Below are 14,430 nucleotides of genomic sequence, written 5' to 3'. Positions count from 1 at the left end.
TATTTCAATGTCGTTTTATCCAGTTTTCAAAGAACAAATTATATGGTGGAGCCTAGCGGGATCGAACCGCTGACCTCCTGCGTGCAAGGCAGGCGCTCTCCCAGCTGAGCTAAGGCCCCATGACTTCTCGAAAATGGTGGGCCTAAGTGGACTCGAACCACCGACCTCACGCTTATCAGGCGTGCGCTCTAACCAGCTGAGCTATAGGCCCTTCCGAAAGTTATATGAAGCATTTATTGAATTTCGAAACACTTAGTTTTTACTCTTCTTAATAAACCTTCAAAACTGAACGCAAAACGTCAAGTTGAAGAGAACTTTCTCTTCATTCCGTTAAATTTCCTTAGAAAGGAGGTGATCCAGCCGCACCTTCCGATACGGCTACCTTGTTACGACTTCACCCCAATCATCTGTCCCACCTTCGGCGGCTGGCTCCCAAAAGGGTTACCCCACCGACTTCGGGTGTTACAAACTCTCGTGGTGTGACGGGCGGTGTGTACAAGACCCGGGAACGTATTCACCGTGGCATGCTGATCCACGATTACTAGCGATTCCTGCTTCATGCAGGCGAGTTGCAGCCTGCAATCCGAACTGGGAACGGTTTTATGGGATTAGCTCCCCCTCGCGGGTTGGCAACCCTCTGTACCGTCCATTGTAGCACGTGTGTAGCCCAGGTCATAAGGGGCATGATGATTTGACGTCATCCCCACCTTCCTCCGGTTTATCACCGGCAGTCACCTTAGAGTGCCCAACTGAATGCTGGCAACTAAGGTCAAGGGTTGCGCTCGTTACGGGACTTAACCCAACATCTCACGACACGAGCTGACGACAACCATGCACCACCTGTCACCGCTGTCCCCGAAGGGAAAGGTATATCTCTATACCGGTCAGCGGGATGTCAAGACCTGGTAAGGTTCTTCGCGTAGCTTCGAATTAAACCACATGCTCCACCGCTTGTGCGGGTCCCCGTCAATTCCTTTGAGTTTCAGCCTTGCGGCCGTACTCCCCAGGCGGAGTGCTTAATGCGTTTGCTCCAGCACTAAGGGGCGGAAACCCCCTAACACTTAGCACTCATCGTTTACGGCATGGACTACCAGGGTATCTAATCCTGTTTGCTCCCCATGCTTTCGCGCCTCAGCGTCAGTTACAGACCAGAAAGCCGCCTTCGCCACTGGTGTTCCTCCACATCTCTACGCATTTCACCGCTACACGTGGAATTCCGCTTTCCTCTTCTGTACTCAAGCCTTCCAGTTTCCAATGACCTTCCACGGTTAAGCCGTGGGCTTTCACATCAGACTTAAAAGGCCGCCTGCGCGCGCTTTACGCCCAATAATTCCGGACAACGCTTGCCACCTACGTATTACCGCGGCTGCTGGCACGTAGTTAGCCGTGGCTTTCTAATGAGGTACCGTCAAGGTACAGGCAGTTACTCCTATACTTGTTCTTCCCTCACAACAGAGCTTTACGATCCGAAAACCTTCTTCGCTCACGCGGCGTTGCTCCATCAGACTTTCGTCCATTGTGGAAGATTCCCTACTGCTGCCTCCCGTAGGAGTCTGGGCCGTGTCTCAGTCCCAGTGTGGCCGATCACCCTCTCAGGTCGGCTACGCATCGTCGCCTTGGTAAGCCGTTACCTCACCAACTAGCTAATGCGCCGCGGGCCCATCCCGTAGTGACAGCATAGCCGTCTTTCAGAGTTCCTTCATGCGAAGAAACTAATTATTCGGTATTAGCCCCGGTTTCCCGGAGTTATCCCCAACTACAGGGCAGGTTGCCCACGTGTTACTCACCCATCCGCCGCTAACAAAGGAAGAAACAAGTTTCTTCCTCGTTCGCTCGACTTGCATGTATTAGGCACGCCGCCAGCGTTCGTCCTGAGCCAGGATCAAACTCTCCATAATAGAGAAATTCGATTAGCTCGATTTCTTTGCTGGCATCTTTAAGATGTCCATTCGAATCCGAAGATTCGTTTCCTACAAACCAACAAGTTGATTTGCAGTCGTTATATCTTGACGTTTTGCTGTTCAGTTTTCAAGGTTCATTCTTGTAAGTTCAATAACTCTTTTTTTAGTCTGTCGCCCGAAGCGACTTCTCTAATATATCATCGCGTCTCGAAAGAGTCAAGAGGTTTTTTAAAAAAAGTTTTTTTATTTAAAGTTCCTCGTTGTTTCTTTCATTCGTTTGAAGCGACGATTAATAGAATAACACGTCTCTCACTAAAATGTCAACACCTTTTCTAAAAAAAAATGGGATGCTTGAATTGCACCCCATTTAAAGCCATGTTCCTATCTACTTAGCCCTATACATCCTATGATAGATTAAATTGTTTTTAGATGGACTTTCTACCACTTCAATAAAACCTTTTTTAATTAGAAACTCAATAAACACTTCTAATTCCACTGAGTATAACTTTAATTCCTCATGTTCGTGTAACTCCTGTATCTCCCAACACTCTTTAGTAGCCATCACTTCTAAAATATGTTGCGCACCTTCTGCTGTACGGTTATAGATAAAGAACTCGCTTGCAAGGAAGAGCAATTCCAAACGTTGTTTCAACGGTTCCTCACTCATAATTAATTCTTCATAAAGTTTATAGATAGCTGGATCTATTCTTTTTACCTGATTCCACACTTTCACTTCCGGGAATAAACCTTTCTCGATAACTGCTAGTCTTGCTAGATGGTGTAATGAATTCACGACATGATTATAAGCATCTAGATAGTTTTCTTTTTCAAAAAAAGTTTTTCCTTCTATATAAGCTCGAACTAACCTAGAAAGTTCTAACCCCATTTTGATTTTCTGACCATAATAAGGATACTCTATTAATTCGCGTTTCATATTTTCAACATACTCATTGCGATCAAAATATACCGTACCGTTAAATAACCAGTCTACAACTTTTCTTTTTGAGCCTACTACCAACCACTTTTTAAGTTGACTATCACTAATCACATGCATAGCAGCATTTCCAGCGTCAGACATATAATGTTTTGTATAGATAGGGGTTGTCTCATCTGCCGTAATGATCAGGAGGATTGCATCGAACGTATCTGTATTCGGATCCTCTTCTTCTCTTTTTTCAACGAGGAGCACACCAAGTGTTGTCGGATCACTTGCTCGTTCTTGATAAATTGACCTTAAAACTTGCTCCATTGTCCCCACCTCCTTGTTCTAAATTACACTTCGACACCTAGACGTAAACTCCTTTATTCAAGTTCTAAAAATATCGAAATTAATAAAATTATGCTATAGTAATTGTTGATAGTTAAGGAGGATTATTTCTTATGAAACCGTATAAAAATAAGATAAACCGCATTCGCTCTTTTGCTCTTTCATTAATATTTATCGGTGTTGTTATTATGTACGCAGGGATTTTCTTCAGAAAACATGAAATTATTATGTTGATTTTCATGGCGCTGGGTGTGTTATGTATTATTGCAAGTACAATCACCTACGCATGGATTGGAGCCATTTCCACCCGAGCGGCACAAGTTGTATGTCCGGGCTGTGGTGGCCTTACAAAAATAGTTGGACGGGTCGATATGTGCGGACATTGTCGCGAGCCCCTAACAATGGACCCATCACTTGAAGGTAAAGAGTTTGATGAGTCATACAATAGACCAAGTAACGCAAAGAAAGATAAAAACTCAACTAGTCATTAACCCGTAGGCTTACGAACTAATTAATCATACACAGTTCTACGTAAATTTACCTCAAATTATACAAATCTTTATGTAGGAAAATAAAAACAGCCCCAAATTTTACATGAATAAAACTTTGGGCTGTTTTTTAAAATACTATTTTCTTATTTTGCTAAGCACGTCGGACATGTACCATACACTTCTAACCGATGTGAATTCACTTTAAATCCTGTAATATGAGCGGCAAGTTGTTCAACCTCTTCTAAGCCTGGATAGTGGAAATCTACAATCTTTCCACAATCATCACAAATAATATGATAATGGTCATGTGTGATGAAATCGAAACGACTCGAAGCGTCGCCGTACGTGAGTTCTTTAATGAGTCCTACGCTTAGAAAAACACGAAGATTATTATAGACGGTCGCTACACTCATATTAGGAAAGTTACTGGCAAGTGATTTATATATTTCATCGGCAGTTGGATGTGATTTAGAAGTAACAAGATATTCTAAAATGGCATGTCTTTGAGGAGTGATTCTTACTCCACTTTGTTTCAACGTGTCCAGCGCGTCTTTTAATGTAACTTCAGACATCGCTCTGCACCTCAATCCTGTAAAGATTATTACTTTGTAATCATTATAATCAGTTTACTTAATTGATGGTCGGTTTGTCAACTAAAGCGATGCTTATCAGAAACTTTACTATCATCCAAACGAATCCAATTGAGAACAAGCTTTCATGCTAACATTTCCCTACAAAAACAATTCAATACCCTTGTTTTAGATTGACCACATTACAAAAGTTTCCCTCTTTTTTTAAAAACTTCTCAAGATTTTCTTGAAAAATAATTAATGCACGTTCAATATACTTCCACGACTTACTCGATACATGTGGGGACACAGTACAATTTGGCAATGTCCAAAATTCACTGTCTTCTGGTAAAGGCTCCGTTTGAAAAACATCAAGTACCGCATGATGAATCCTTTTCTCTTTTAAGGCTTCAATTAATTCCGCTTCATTCAGCACGTCACCACGACCGAAGTTTAAATATATCGCCGAATCTTTCATGGCCATAAAATGCTCAGCGGTTAATAACCCTGTTGTTTCCGGTGTACTTGGCAATACAGAAATAACAAAATCCGCTTGCGGCAATTCGGCCTTTAGTTGTCCAAACGTAATCGTTTCATCCATATAATCTGCTTTTCTTCCAGAACGATTACATCCTACCGTACGAACGCCAAACGCTTGTAGTAATCTGCCAATTTCCCCACCAATTGAACCGGGCCCTAAAATAAGTGCTGTTGAGTCACGTAACTCTGTGGAATGAAAATCACCTTTCCACTCTTTCGTTTCTTGGATGGCGTAAATTTCCGGAATAGAACGTTTCAAAGCTAATATATGCCCTAACACAGATTCTGCCATTGGTGTTTTATGTATTCCGCGCACATTTGTCACCAATATTTTTCGTTCTTCTAATGCTTCAAGCGGCATCTTCTCTATCCCTGCTGAAGCAACCATGATCCACTTTAACCGTTCTGCACGCGCTAATAGTTCATGATTAATATTTCCGCCATATGTGACAATGACATCCGCAAAGTTTACTTCTTCGCCAGATGCTGTCCGTTTAAAATGAAACGTACATGTTGGAAATTGTTGGATTAATTCCGCTTTTTGACGCTCTGCTATCTTAAATGTAAATAATACATCCATCATGACACCCCCATCATCAATTACCCATTCACAATCTCTGTTAATGTTTCTAATGCTTCATCGATATGTCCTTTTACTCTCACTTTACGCCATTCCTTCACAACGTCCCCCTGAGGATTAATTAAAAATGTAGAACGTTCAATCCCCATAAATTCACGTCCGAACATTTTCTTTAATTTCCATACGCCATATTGCTCCGCGACTTCGTGTTCATCATCAATTAATAGTGAAAAAGGAAGCCCATGCTTGCCAATAAACTTTTGATGCGATGCTTCGTTATCTGGGCTAACACCTAAAATCACTGCATTCAACTTACTAAAATCTTCATAGTTGTCCCGGAAATCACAAGCCTGTGTTGTACAACCTGGTGTTGAATCTTTCGGATAAAAATATAAAACCACATATTTTTCATTTGCAAAGTCTTCTAACGAAACAAGCTCTCCATTTTCATTACGTAGTGAAAAAAATGGTGCTTTTTTTCCTTCAAGTACTGTCATTGTCATTTCCTCCCCTAATTATGAATAAACTCTTTCATTATCGTACCCGAGGAATCTTCCACTTTCAATTTCTTTGGCGTATTGAGGAAATTTTGTTTAGAATAGAAGAAGTAACACACGAACGGAGGATATCAACATGAATAGAACAAAATCAGAAATCATTTATAAAGAAGCTACGGAGCATATCGTAGGTGGAGTAAACAGTCCATCCCGCGGCTACCATGCAGTAGGTGGCGGTGCACCGACGGTTATGGATAGAGCGAAAGGTGCCTACTTTTGGGATGTAGATGGCAATAAATATATCGATTATCTAGCAGCCTATGGTCCAATCGTTACGGGTCATGCGCATCCGCATATTACAAAAGCGGTGACGCATGCAGCTGAAACGGGACTTCTTTATGGAACACCGACACGACATGAAGTGAAATTCGCCAAAATGCTAAAAGAAGCGATGCCGAAAATGGATAAAGTTCGCTTCGTAAACTCAGGTACAGAAGCTGTAATGACGACAATTCGTGTTGCAAGAGCCTACACAAACAGAACAAAAATCATGAAGTTTGCTGGCTGTTATCACGGACATTCAGATTTAGTACTTGTGGCAGCTGGTTCAGGTCCTGCAACACTTGGCACACCTGATTCCGCGGGTGTTCCTAATTCAATTGCAAAAGAAGTAATTACGATTCCTTTTAACAATCCAGAAGCCTATAAAGAGGCGATGGAAAAGTGGGGTCACGAAGTAGCTTGTGTGCTAGTGGAACCTATTGTTGGAAACTTTGGGATTGTTGAACCAAACGAAGGATTTTTAGAACTAGTTCATGAACTAGCTGCAGATAAAGGAGCGCTCATCGTTTATGATGAAGTCATTACAGCTTTCCGCTTCCACTACGGCGGTGCACAAGACATGCTCGGATTAACACCTGACCTAACTGCACTCGGAAAAGTGATTGGCGGAGGTTTACCAATCGGTGCTTATGGTGGTAAACAAGAAATCATGGAACAAGTTGCACCGCTCGGCCCTGCCTACCAAGCAGGAACAATGGCTGGAAATCCCGCATCGATGCTTGCTGGAATCGCATGTCTTGAAGTGCTTCAGACAGAAGGTGTTTATGAAGAAATGGATCGACTTGGTACGATGCTTGAAGAAGGAATTCTACAATCCGCTAAAAAGCACGGTGTTACCCTGACGACAAATCGTCTAGGCGGTGCACTAACACTTTTCTTCACAGACGAAAAGGTTGAAAACTACGAACAAGCAGAAGCAACAGACGGCGAAGTTTTCGGAAAGTTTTTCAAGTTATTATTGAAAAACGGTATTAATATCGCCCCATCTAAATACGAAGCTTGGTTCTTAACAACTGAACATACTGAAGACGATATTAAAGAAACGATTTCTGCGGTCGATAAATCATTTGAAGAACTTTCAGCAACATTGAATTCGTAAGTTGTTGTATAATAGCTTCGAATAAACTGAGTAGGCGCGGATAATTTTATGTCAGTCATTATCCGCGTCCTATGGAAGCTTTGCAGATTCAGTATTTCATTTTTGAACAGAGAGGAACAACCTTATGAGACTTGGGGCTCGGATTTTAAAAACAGGTGTTGCAATTGTACTCGCTTTATTCATAGCCGAGTTGCTCAAATTACCAACTACCGTATTTGCTGGTATCGCGGCTATTTTCGCAATTCAACCATCCATTTATCGCTCCTACTTAAGGATAGTCGAACAAATACAAGGAAATATTATTGGCGCGATTATTGCGGTTACTTTCGTTCTAATTTTTGGCCATCAGTTAATCATCATTGGTTTAGCAGCTGTTGTCATTATTTTACTCATGAATAAACTTGGTCTAGAAAAGTCAATTTCAATGGCGCTCGTTATGATGATTGCCATAATGGAAATTAGGGGCGATGAATTTCTTTCATTTGCACTGCTTCGTTTCTTTACAATTGTAGTCGGTGTCCTTTCAGCTTTTCTTGTAAACTTGTTATTTATGCCACCAAAATATGAAACAAAGCTTTTCCAATCCATTCATGAATCACAGGATGAAATAATCCGATGGACACGACTAGCAGGTCGTCAAGCTTCTGACCATATTGCGACTAAAAAATCAATAAAGAAAATTAGAGATCGATTGACTGAAATCGATCAAACGTATTTGTTTTTTAAAGAGGAAAGAAGCTATTTCAAAAAAATAACGCGAGCAAAAACAAGGAAACTTGTGATTTACAGGCAAATGATTGCTACATCAAGAAGTAGTTATGAAATGCTAAAAAAACTACATCAGTATGAAAACGAACTGATTAATTTACCGGAACATTTCCGAATCATGGTGCAAGAAAGACTGGATATATTACTTACTTTTCACGAACAATTGCATTTAAAGTTTGTTGGCAAATTAAAAGCCGAAAACCTTGAATCCAACTTGGAAAACTATATTCAGCGTCATGAAGTGATGGAGATTTTCGCGAAGGAAATCAGTGTGACAAAAGAAATTGAAGACTTCTCTACTTATCATTTACTTCATATTTTATCAGCAATTTTAAATTACGAAGAACAACTAGAGCACCTGGATAAACTCATTACTTATATCCAAAAGCACCATGAAAGTGAAGTAAGTAAAGAAATACAAGAAGATATTTATTAACAAAACAACCTACAAGTTGGAGTTACAATCAACTTGTAGGTTGTTTTTAATTTTTCATTCGCGGGTCCATTGCATCGCGCAATCCATCCCCCATTAAGTTAAATCCAAGTACTGTCAGCATAATCGCAAGCCCCGGGAAAATCATTGTCCAAGGTGCGGTTTGCATATAGTTTTTAGAGTCCGCTAGCATTTTTCCCCACTCCGGCATTGGCGCTTGTGCACCTAACCCTAAAAATCCGAGCGCCGCCGCTTCAAGAATCGCTGTTGCGATCGCAAGCGTTCCTTGTACAATGACCGGCGCCATTGAGTTCGGAAGGATATGCGCAAATAAAATTCTAACATCCCGCATGCCAATTCCTTTGGCCGCGGTAATGTATTCATCTTCTTTAATACTTAACACCTTCGACCGAATCAGGCGGCCAAAGTTTGGCACGTTAATAATTGCGATTGCAATGAGCGCATTTTGTAAGGATGGGCCTAGTACGGCAACAATTGCAATGGCTAATAAAATCGATGGAAATGCGAGCATTATATCAAAGACTCTTGAAATTAGGACATCCACCCAACGCCCATAGTATCCCGCAATAATTCCCAGAATACTTCCGACGATGACAGAGCCAATAACGGATGAAAACCCAACCCACAGTGAAATCCTTGCTCCATGGATGATTCTTGATAATATATCCCTTCCAAAATCATCGGTTCCTAACCAATATTCAGCCGAAGGGGGTTGTAGGCGATCAGCCATCACTTGGTCGTTAATGCCTTCTTTAGCAAGAAACGGTCCGAATATAGCGAGTAAAATAAAAAACAAGACAATTAATGCGCCAACTACCGCTACCTTACTTTTTCTAAATCCTCTCCATGCTTCACGCCAAGGACCAACATTTTGACTGATTTCCACTTCAGCAATTCCATCTACTTTTGGAGCTAATTCAGACATCTTCGCTCCCCCCTTCCTTAATCATATTTTATCCTCGGATCAATAAAGCTATATAACAGATCTACAATTAAGTTAATCATGACGAAAAAGAATGCGACGATTAAAATACCTGATTGAATGACGGGATAATCTCTATAACCTATTGCCTCGTATATATATCGCCCAATGCCAGGCCATGCGAAAATGGTTTCAGTTAAAATCGCGCCACCCAGTAACATGCCCAATTGCAATCCAATAATTGTTAACACAGGAATAATCGCGTTTTTAAGTGCATGTTTGTACACAACGAAAAACATTTTCTGACCTTTCGCTCTAGCAGTCCTGACATAATCTGAACGCATCACTTCAAGCATACTGGACCGTGTCATTCGCGCAATAATCGCCATTGGTATTGTTGCAAGCGCGAGTCCAGGCAGTACTAAATGACGCAGCACTTGTCCTAATTGATCAAAACGACCAGCAATAATTGTGTCAATGACATATAAATGCGTAATTGCGGCCACGGGATCTCGGACTGGTTCTCTACCTGTCGTTGGCAACCACCCTAACTCTAAGGCAAACGCCCATTGTCCCATCAATCCTAACCAAAAGATTGGCATCGATACACCGACAAGTGCAAGAATCATCGCCGTATAATCAAACCAAGAGTTTTGAAACCAGGCTGAAATAATACCTGCATTTATCCCAATAACGACCGCAATAATCATCGCAAATAAGGCAAGTTCAAATGTCGCTGCCAAATAAGGCCATATTTCTTCTGCGACAGGGGCACGTGTTCTCATCGATTCGCCCAAATTACCTGTCATAATCCCTTTTAAATAATCAAAGTACTGCGTATACCATGGTTTATCCAACCCAAGTTTAGCTGTCAATGCCGCAACCGCTTCTTCTGTCGCTTGTTGACCAAGGATTACTTGTGCGGGATTACCTGGGATTGCCCGGATGATCATAAAGACAATAAACGTCATCCCAAGCAGGACTGGAATAAGCTGTAGTAATCTTTTCCCAATATAGCTAAGCATTAACTTCACCTCACGAACTCTTCCTACGTACTCAGCTCTAATTTAATGGTGAAAAAAGGAGGAAATCTGGTAGACTTCCCCCTTTCTCTATTGCTAGAGAATACTAAAATCTAGAACCTTATTCTATAAATTTGTTAACATTAATTGCCTGACGCTATTGGCCTTCCCTTACCTTTCTAAGTCAACATTTGAAAGTAAATCTGACCCAGTTGGATGAGGTAAGAAACCAGTTATGTCTTTAGAACCCGCTAAAAGTGGGATTGAGTGCGCAAGTGGTACCCATGGTGCTTCTTCATGAAGAATTTCTTGTGCTTTTTTATAAAGCTCAATACGCTTCTCTTCATCGACCTCTGTTTGTGCCTCGATAAATAACTCATGTGTTTCATCGTTTTTGAAATACGTATAGTTATTACTTCCAATATTATCTTCATCTAGAAGAACGTATAAGAAGTTATCCGGGTCACCATTGTCTCCCGTCCATCCAAGCATAAATGCATCAGCATCACCTTTACTTGCAAGTTCTAAATATGTTGCCCATTCATGAGAAACAATTTTTGCAGTGATACCAATGTCAGCAAGGTTTTTCTGAATCACTTCTGCAACTTTTTCGCCGTCTGGCATGTACGGACGTGGAACTGGCATTGCCCAAAGTTCCATTTCAAAACCGTCACCGTAACCAGCTTCCTCTAAAAGTTCTTTTGCTTTTTCAGGATTGTAATCATATCCTTCAATCTCATCATTGTATCCTGAAACGGAAGGCGGCATTGGGTTGACTGCAATATCAGCGCGTCCTTCAAAAAATGCATCAATGATTGATTGTTTATCAATTGCATGGTTCATTGCTTGACGTACAAGTTTGTTATCAAACGGTTCACGTGTAACCGTCAACCCTAAATAACCAACGTTCATAGATGGACGCTCAAATAATTGTAAATCTGGGTTCCCCTCAATTGACGCACCGTCAGAAGGGTTAATTCCATCTGCTAAGTCAATTTCTCCCGCAGTTAACGCGTTCAATCTTGCAGCATTATCAGGAATAGAACGGAAAATCACTTTATCTAATTTTGGTAGACCCTCTTGCCAATAATCATCAAAACGTTCAATCGTAATAGAATCATTTGGTTTCCACTCTACAAATTTGAATGGCCCTGTTCCAACAGGATTTCTTTCAAAATCATCGTCACCTTGCTCTTCAAACGCTGTTGGACTTGCAATCGCAAACATGTCCATCGCAAGGTTTTTCAAAAATGGAGCTTGTGGACGTGTTAGTTTGAAGACGACAGTATGGTCGCCTTCAGCAGTTACGGACTCAATAACGTGACCTTCATCGCCTTCAAATCCACCAAACATAGAATTATAATACGGGTGTTTTTCAGCGTCTCCCGAAGCCCAACGTTCAAAGTTTTTCACAACTGCTTCCGCGTTGAAATCTGTTCCATCATGGAACTTAACGCCTTCTTGAAGTTCGAAAGTATACGTTAAACCGTCTTCTGATGGCTCCCAAGACTTCGCAAGCCCCGGCTCAACCGCTGTCCCTTCATCTTCAAAAGTTAATAATGTTTCAAAAAGGTTAATTGTTACTTTAAACGTTTCTCCCTCTGTCGTTCTTGATGGGTCCAATGAAGTTGAATCTCCACCTCGACCAAATACTAACGTCTCCCCACCACCTGAACCAGATTGTTCTGAAGCATCCTTCTCTTTATCCTTCTCCCCGCTTTCATTATCTCCCCCAGAACAAGCAGCGAGAACTGTTGAAAGGACAAGTAGCAACATGATTGCTAAAGACCAAACTTTACCTTTCCTCACGTAATGACCCCCTCTTTCTGTTTTATATCATTGTCGCTTTCTTCATAGTATAAATGGCAAGCAACAGAATGACCCTCCTCGAAATTAACAAGTTGCGGAATGACTTGTCCGCAGATGTCCATTTTAAAAGGACATCTCGTATGAAATCTACAACCAGTCGGTGGTTCTGCTGGATTCGGCATATCCCCTTCTAGTAAAACTTCCTGCTTCTGATGTTCAGGATCTGGAACAGGAACTGCTGACAACAACGCCTGCGTATATGGATGTAATGGCTTGGCGTATAGTTTTTCACTTTCCGCCACTTCAACCATTTTCCCTAAATACATCACACCGACTCTATCGCTAATATGGCGAACGACCCCTAAGTCATGGGCAATGAAGATATACGTTAAATTAAACTCTTTCTGCAAATCTTGCATGAGATTCAAAACTTGCGCTTGAATCGACACGTCTAATGCGGAAACAGGTTCATCTGCAATAATCAATTTCGGATTCGTCATCAAAGCACGGGCAATTCCTATTCTTTGCCGCTGTCCTCCACTAAACTGATGTGGATAACGCCTTGCATGGTAGGCACTTAATCCAACAACCTCAAGAAATCTATGGACTTTCTCTCTTCGTTCTTTCGGATCTTTGACGCCGTGAACAAGTAGCGGCTCGCTTAATATTCTTTCTATCGTATGACGCGGATTTAAGGAAGCATAGGGATCTTGAAATACCATTTGGATATCGCGTCGCGTTTTCCTCATTTCGCCCGCCGAAAGTGACGTCAATTCCTTGCCATCAAATTCGACACTACCTTCAGTAGGTTCGAGTAAGCGCATCAGCATCCGGCCCGTTGTAGACTTACCACAACCTGATTCCCCTACAATCCCTAACGTTTCTCCTTCATTCACATGAAATGATACATCATCCACTGCTTTTACATGGCCCGCCGTTCTGCCAAGCAAGCCCTTCTTTATTGGAAAATACTTCTTTAAACCTTTAACTTTTAATAAGGGCTTCGTCATCCGCCTTCACTCCTTTTTCGTCATACAAGAAACACCGTGTTTTTTGTACAACGGACGTTTCATAGAGTTCAGGATTTTCGCTGAGACATCGGTCAAATGCAAATTCACACCGCGCCGCAAATCGACACCCTTGCTTCACTGTTCCCGGAATCGGTACATTTCCGGCAATTGAATAGAGTCGTTCTTTTTTATACCTCATATCTGGCACAGATTGAATGAGTCCCTTCGTATAAGGATGTTGAGGGTTTTCAAATATCGTTTTCACAGGTGCTTCTTCAATAATTTGACCAGCATACATAACGATTACACGTTCACACGTTTCCGCTACGACCCCAAGATCATGGGTAATGAGTAACACTGCTGTATTTAATCTTGTATTCAACTCTTTCATTAACTTTAAAATTTGTGCTTGAATCGTTACATCTAATGCAGTTGTCGGCTCATCTGCAATCAAAACTTTCGGGTCACATACGAGCGCCATGGCAATCATGACACGTTGTCGCATCCCGCCCGAAAGTTGATGAGGGTATTCTCTCATCAAATCATTCGCTCGCGGAAGCCCGACAAGTTTCAACATTTCTACAGATCTTTCATGCGCCTGCTTTTTAGACCATTTCTTTTCATGAATTAAAATGGCTTCCACCATCTGATTGCCAATTGTAAACAGTGGATTTAACGACGTCATCGGCTCTTGGAAAATCATTGCAATATCATTGCCGCGTACTTGACGCATTTGCCGCTCCGTCATTTTTAGTAAATCTTTATCTTCAAATCGTATTTCTCCGCCTACTATTTTTCCTGGAGGATTTGGGACTAACCCCATGATTGAAAGCGAAGTAACGCTTTTTCCGCAACCGGATTCACCGACAATCCCGAGCACCTCGCCTTCTTTCACATGAAAATTAATATGATCGACAGCAGGTATTTCTCCGGAATCTGTGAAAAAGGTCGTTTGAAGATTTATTACCTCTAAAATGGTTTTACGACTATCCATTTTTTCACCCTTTTCCAACTAATCTTTGTATCACAATTATACTGAGTGTTTAGAAAAATGCAATAGTATTTTTGCTAGGATACTATTTTAAAGTATAGGTAAAAAGAATAAATTCAGTTTAATGCTAGGGATAAATGATTCGTAATAAAAAAACACGGGCTCAAC

General features: G+C 41.4%; 12 protein-coding genes, 2 tRNA genes and 1 rRNA gene. 3 read left to right on the top strand and 12 right to left on the bottom strand.

Translation table 11 applies throughout. The features are described from left to right. Positions 1-43 precede the first annotated feature (43 nt). The 4 genes from BI350_RS04135 to BI350_RS04120 all read right to left on the bottom strand — a co-directional run bounded on the left by BI350_RS04135 (position 44) and on the right by BI350_RS04120 (position 3,150). Positions 44-119: transfer RNA gene (locus BI350_RS04135), tRNA-Ala, on the bottom strand. 15 nt (positions 120-134) lie between these two features. Beyond that, a tRNA-Ile gene (locus tag BI350_RS04130) sits at positions 135-211 on the bottom strand. A gap of 133 nt (positions 212-344) precedes the next feature. Beyond that, positions 345-1,898 (bottom strand): 16S ribosomal RNA (locus BI350_RS04125). Positions 1,899-2,286: 388 nt separating this feature from the next. After that, positions 2,287-3,150: a nucleotidyltransferase-like protein gene (locus BI350_RS04120; protein ID WP_075526975.1), complete on the bottom strand. Its 864-nt coding sequence runs from the start codon at positions 3,148-3,150 to the stop codon at positions 2,287-2,289. Positions 3,151-3,281: 131 nt separating this feature from the next. Between BI350_RS04120 and BI350_RS04115 the strand changes: the two genes are divergently transcribed. Then, positions 3,282-3,659: a YgzB family protein gene (locus tag BI350_RS04115; RefSeq protein WP_075526974.1), complete on the top strand. Its 378-nt coding sequence runs from the start codon at positions 3,282-3,284 to the stop codon at positions 3,657-3,659. A gap of 143 nt (positions 3,660-3,802) precedes the next feature. On the opposite strand, the gene perR is transcribed toward BI350_RS04115, so the two are convergent. From perR to bcp, 3 genes are all read right to left on the bottom strand, one after another. Further along, on the bottom strand, positions 3,803-4,231 hold the full coding sequence (gene perR, locus BI350_RS04110) for a peroxide-responsive transcriptional repressor PerR (RefSeq protein WP_075526973.1): 429 nt from the start codon (positions 4,229-4,231) through the stop codon (positions 3,803-3,805). Between the two features lie 172 nt (positions 4,232-4,403). Then, on the bottom strand, positions 4,404-5,348 hold the full coding sequence (locus BI350_RS04105; protein ID WP_075526972.1) for a D-2-hydroxyacid dehydrogenase: 945 nt from the start codon (positions 5,346-5,348) through the stop codon (positions 4,404-4,406). A 20-nt stretch (positions 5,349-5,368) separates the two neighbouring features. Beyond that, positions 5,369-5,845: a thioredoxin-dependent thiol peroxidase gene (gene bcp / locus BI350_RS04100; protein WP_075526971.1), complete on the bottom strand. Its 477-nt coding sequence runs from the start codon at positions 5,843-5,845 to the stop codon at positions 5,369-5,371. A 136-nt stretch (positions 5,846-5,981) separates the two neighbouring features. Between bcp and BI350_RS04095 the strand changes: the two genes are divergently transcribed. Further along, positions 5,982-7,286 carry a glutamate-1-semialdehyde 2,1-aminomutase gene (locus BI350_RS04095; RefSeq protein WP_075526970.1) on the top strand — a complete coding sequence of 435 codons (1,305 nt, stop codon included), beginning with the start codon at positions 5,982-5,984 and terminating at the stop codon, positions 7,284-7,286. 124 nt (positions 7,287-7,410) lie between these two features. Further along, a complete protein-coding gene (locus BI350_RS04090; RefSeq protein ID WP_075526969.1) occupies positions 7,411-8,490 on the top strand; it encodes an FUSC family protein in 1,080 nt (359 codons plus the stop codon). A 46-nt stretch (positions 8,491-8,536) separates the two neighbouring features. Here BI350_RS04090 and nikC read toward each other — a convergent pair whose 3' ends face one another. The 5 genes from nikC to BI350_RS04065 all read right to left on the bottom strand — a co-directional run bounded on the left by nikC (position 8,537) and on the right by BI350_RS04065 (position 14,265). Beyond that, positions 8,537-9,433 carry a nickel transporter permease gene (gene nikC / locus BI350_RS04085; RefSeq protein ID WP_075526968.1) on the bottom strand — a complete coding sequence of 299 codons (897 nt, stop codon included), beginning with the start codon at positions 9,431-9,433 and terminating at the stop codon, positions 8,537-8,539. Between the two features lie 17 nt (positions 9,434-9,450). Continuing rightward, positions 9,451-10,455: an ABC transporter permease gene (locus BI350_RS04080; protein WP_075529228.1), complete on the bottom strand. Its 1,005-nt coding sequence runs from the start codon at positions 10,453-10,455 to the stop codon at positions 9,451-9,453. Positions 10,456-10,623: 168 nt separating this feature from the next. After that, positions 10,624-12,261, bottom strand: coding sequence for an ABC transporter substrate-binding protein (locus tag BI350_RS04075; protein WP_075526967.1), 1,638 nt, complete (start codon positions 12,259-12,261; stop codon positions 10,624-10,626). Next, entirely contained in the window at positions 12,258-13,271 is a 1,014-nt protein-coding gene (locus BI350_RS04070; RefSeq protein ID WP_075526966.1) for an ABC transporter ATP-binding protein, read from the bottom strand. Before BI350_RS04070 ends, BI350_RS04075 begins: the two co-directional genes overlap by 4 nt. Beyond that, positions 13,246-14,265 (bottom strand): ABC transporter ATP-binding protein, encoded by a 1,020-nt coding sequence (locus BI350_RS04065; protein ID WP_075526965.1) that lies wholly within the window; start codon positions 14,263-14,265, stop codon positions 13,246-13,248. The genes BI350_RS04070 and BI350_RS04065 overlap by 26 nt, the downstream gene beginning before the upstream one ends. Between the last annotated feature and the right edge of the window lie 165 nt (positions 14,266-14,430).

This window comes from Sporosarcina ureilytica, assembly GCF_001753205.1.
Lineage (GTDB): Bacteria > Bacillota > Bacilli > Bacillales_A > Planococcaceae > Sporosarcina > Sporosarcina ureilytica.
This window is presented reverse-complemented; position numbering and strand designations above follow the sequence as displayed.

What these genes read in the sequence shown, in the direction of transcription:
- BI350_RS04080 (WP_075529228.1), bottom strand. Translation starts at nt 10,455, where the DNA reads ATGCTTAGCTATATTGGGAAAAGATTACTACAGCTTATTCCAGTCCTG.
- BI350_RS04115 (WP_075526974.1), top strand. Translation starts at nt 3,282, where the DNA reads ATGAAACCGTATAAAAATAAGATAAACCGCATTCGCTCTTTTGCTCTT.
- perR (WP_075526973.1), bottom strand. Translation starts at nt 4,231, where the DNA reads ATGTCTGAAGTTACATTAAAAGACGCGCTGGACACGTTGAAACAAAGT.
- BI350_RS04090 (WP_075526969.1), top strand. Translation starts at nt 7,411, where the DNA reads ATGAGACTTGGGGCTCGGATTTTAAAAACAGGTGTTGCAATTGTACTC.
- BI350_RS04105 (WP_075526972.1), bottom strand. Translation starts at nt 5,348, where the DNA reads ATGGATGTATTATTTACATTTAAGATAGCAGAGCGTCAAAAAGCGGAA.
- nikC (WP_075526968.1), bottom strand. Translation starts at nt 9,433, where the DNA reads ATGTCTGAATTAGCTCCAAAAGTAGATGGAATTGCTGAAGTGGAAATC.
- BI350_RS04120 (WP_075526975.1), bottom strand. Translation starts at nt 3,150, where the DNA reads ATGGAGCAAGTTTTAAGGTCAATTTATCAAGAACGAGCAAGTGATCCG.
- BI350_RS04065 (WP_075526965.1), bottom strand. Translation starts at nt 14,265, where the DNA reads ATGGATAGTCGTAAAACCATTTTAGAGGTAATAAATCTTCAAACGACC.
- BI350_RS04095 (WP_075526970.1), top strand. Translation starts at nt 5,982, where the DNA reads ATGAATAGAACAAAATCAGAAATCATTTATAAAGAAGCTACGGAGCAT.
- BI350_RS04070 (WP_075526966.1), bottom strand. Translation starts at nt 13,271, where the DNA reads ATGACGAAGCCCTTATTAAAAGTTAAAGGTTTAAAGAAGTATTTTCCA.
- bcp (WP_075526971.1), bottom strand. Translation starts at nt 5,845, where the DNA reads ATGACAGTACTTGAAGGAAAAAAAGCACCATTTTTTTCACTACGTAAT.